The organism is Bartonella sp. AD328YNZD, assembly GCF_042196425.1.
In genome coordinates this window covers 1-2,346 of sequence record NZ_JBHIQG010000353.1, presented here as the reverse complement: position 1 = coordinate 2,346, position 2,346 = coordinate 1, and the positions used below count along the sequence as shown (strand labels likewise).

1 protein-coding gene is annotated in these 2,346 nt (G+C 37.6%); it reads left to right on the top strand.

Features of this window, described 5'->3' with window-relative positions; all coding sequences use genetic code 11:
* Positions 1-2,128: 2,128 nt before the first annotated feature.
* The coding region (locus tag ACFIO3_RS11675) for a hypothetical protein (RefSeq protein ID WP_375704503.1) at positions 2,129-2,346 on the top strand (218 nt) is incomplete at its 3' end.

Here is a 2,346-nt window from a genome sequence, read left to right as displayed (position 1 = left end):
CTCTTTTTGAGGGCTAGAGTGCATCCTCATAGATTGGATACTGCCTTTGAGGGTTTGGCGGTATCCCTTGAGGGGAAGGATGCACTCTTTTTGAGGGCTAGAGTGCATCCTCATAGATTGGATGCCTCCTTTGAGGGTCGGAGGTATCCCTTGAGGGGAAGGATGCACTCTTTTTGAGGGCTAGAGTGCATCCTCATAGATTGGATGCCTCCTTTGAGGGTCGGAGGTATCCCTTGAGGGGAAGGATGCACTCTTTTTGAGGGCTAGAGTGCATCCATAGGGGAAGGCGTATTCCATAAAGATATAGAGACAGCCAAGAAATTTATTCTCTTATCTTATACTGATCGGTTGTTGCGCTTGCTATGGATATTCCCTTTGATATCCTCAGCATTTGAGACCATTGTATGATAAGACTCGCTCGTCAGTATAATGATAAAAGATACTAACGCTTCTATGATAATTAAGATATTTTTGTGCTTTTTTTTTGATTTTTTTTTGATTTTTTTTCACACGAGATCTGTAAGGTATTTTCCTACAGTTTGTCTTTTTGTTTAACTAATGGCGTTGGAAAAACACTTCAATTATTTTAACTGCTTCAACACTGTCCTCAACGAACAGTGTTTTATGATACAACAGAATAAGCCATATCAACTTTTGGATTCTTTGAGGATGTTAGAAGGGGGCACTAGAAAGGAAGGATGTTGTATATATTGGGGGTATCTCTAAAAGAAAGAAGATTAATGCCTGTGGGAAGAATTTAAAGGGCTAAGCCTTTCTCCATCTTTCCTGTCTATTTTTTATTTGGTTTGATGGTTAAAGAGCAATATTTGAATGGAAAGTGCGCATTACCTTACATTTTAGGGCTTTTTTAAAATGAGTTTACGCTCTTACCGTAAAACCGAATGTTCCAAACAGAATAGACTTGTGTTGCATATTTACGGACTTCTTTTAAAGAAATATAGAGTGATTTTCATATTACAATAATGTTGGTGAATGAATTAACGGAGAAAGTCCTTATGAAGTGGATAATCTCTTCTATGAAATCTAATAAGAGAGCGGTTCGCACTATCTACTATTTTCGCTCTTAATGGGATGACAGCTCTTGGAACTTGAGAGTGTTTAGAAGAGGTCTTTTGATTTTTTTTATCTTTGAAGTATTTTATTCCATCTGTCTCTCCCGATTGTAACGCGCAAGGAAATGGTGTTGATTGATTCAACATAAATAAGAGAATCTTGCGATATTCTGCTCTCTTAATTTTAATCTGAAGAACAATTGATTGTGATTATACATCAGCCTATTGGTGTGATACGATAAAGAATATCATCAAATATTAGTCATTCTATTATGGTGTAAAACAGCTTATACCGTAAAACACTATCCTTTAAGGTTTGGTGATATGAAGCAAGCTTTTTGGGATATGTTTTAAGTGTTTTTTAGGGGCGTGGTGAATCTTTGAGACAGAGCAATCTTCTGTTGCGCCTTGAGTTTAGCGGAAAACCCTGAATAGAAGCCAAGAGGGAAGTGTATCCAAGCTGTTTGTAAATCAGATTGAGTTAAGAATCTTTGTTCTTTAAGAATGGAACGCAAGTCAATTTGACAAAAGAATGATCTATTTTGCGGGTAGACCTTATAGAGGAATATCACAAAGTTAACAGGAGATTGATTGAAGATAATACAGTTATAAAAAAAGCCTCCTTTGCAATCAGAGGACTTAAAAAACAGGAGAATTTCTAACATTAGGTTGTAGAAAATATCAAAAAAATGAATTTAAAAAACTATTGTGCATTAAAATTTCATGAATACTTTTTTCAACTGAGTGCTTATTCTAAGTTCGACATCCATTGAACTGTTTTTAAAGATGTGTTGATGCATGCAACAATTTTGAACAAAATGTACTCTAAAAAACGAATACATTTAAAAGCCTCTCATGATGATAGACTACTGTAGATTGAGGCTCTTTGTTTTTAAGGGGATGCGTATTGAGTGTGGGGTTTTAGGGTTTTGTGCAGTTTTGTCTTTTGAGGGTTAGGGCTTGAGGGGATTGAAGCGTTTGCAAGGGGCGCTGTGGCTGGAGTGTTGAGCTTGTGGGATTTAAGAATTCTCTTTGGTTTTTGGTTATGAAGGAGTGTGGCTATCCCATGGGGTGTGTTCTTAAGGGCGATGTTTTTGGTTGTTCCTTATGAAGGAGGGGGGCGTATGATGGTTGTGCGGAGCGTGATTTTGAAGGCGGGGGTATTTTGCGGCATTATTGCTGTTTTCCTTTGTTTTGCTTATAGAGGGAGCGGGAAGGATGGGAGGCCGCTTAAAATGGCGAGGGAGATTATTCAAAATGTTTATGGTTTGCA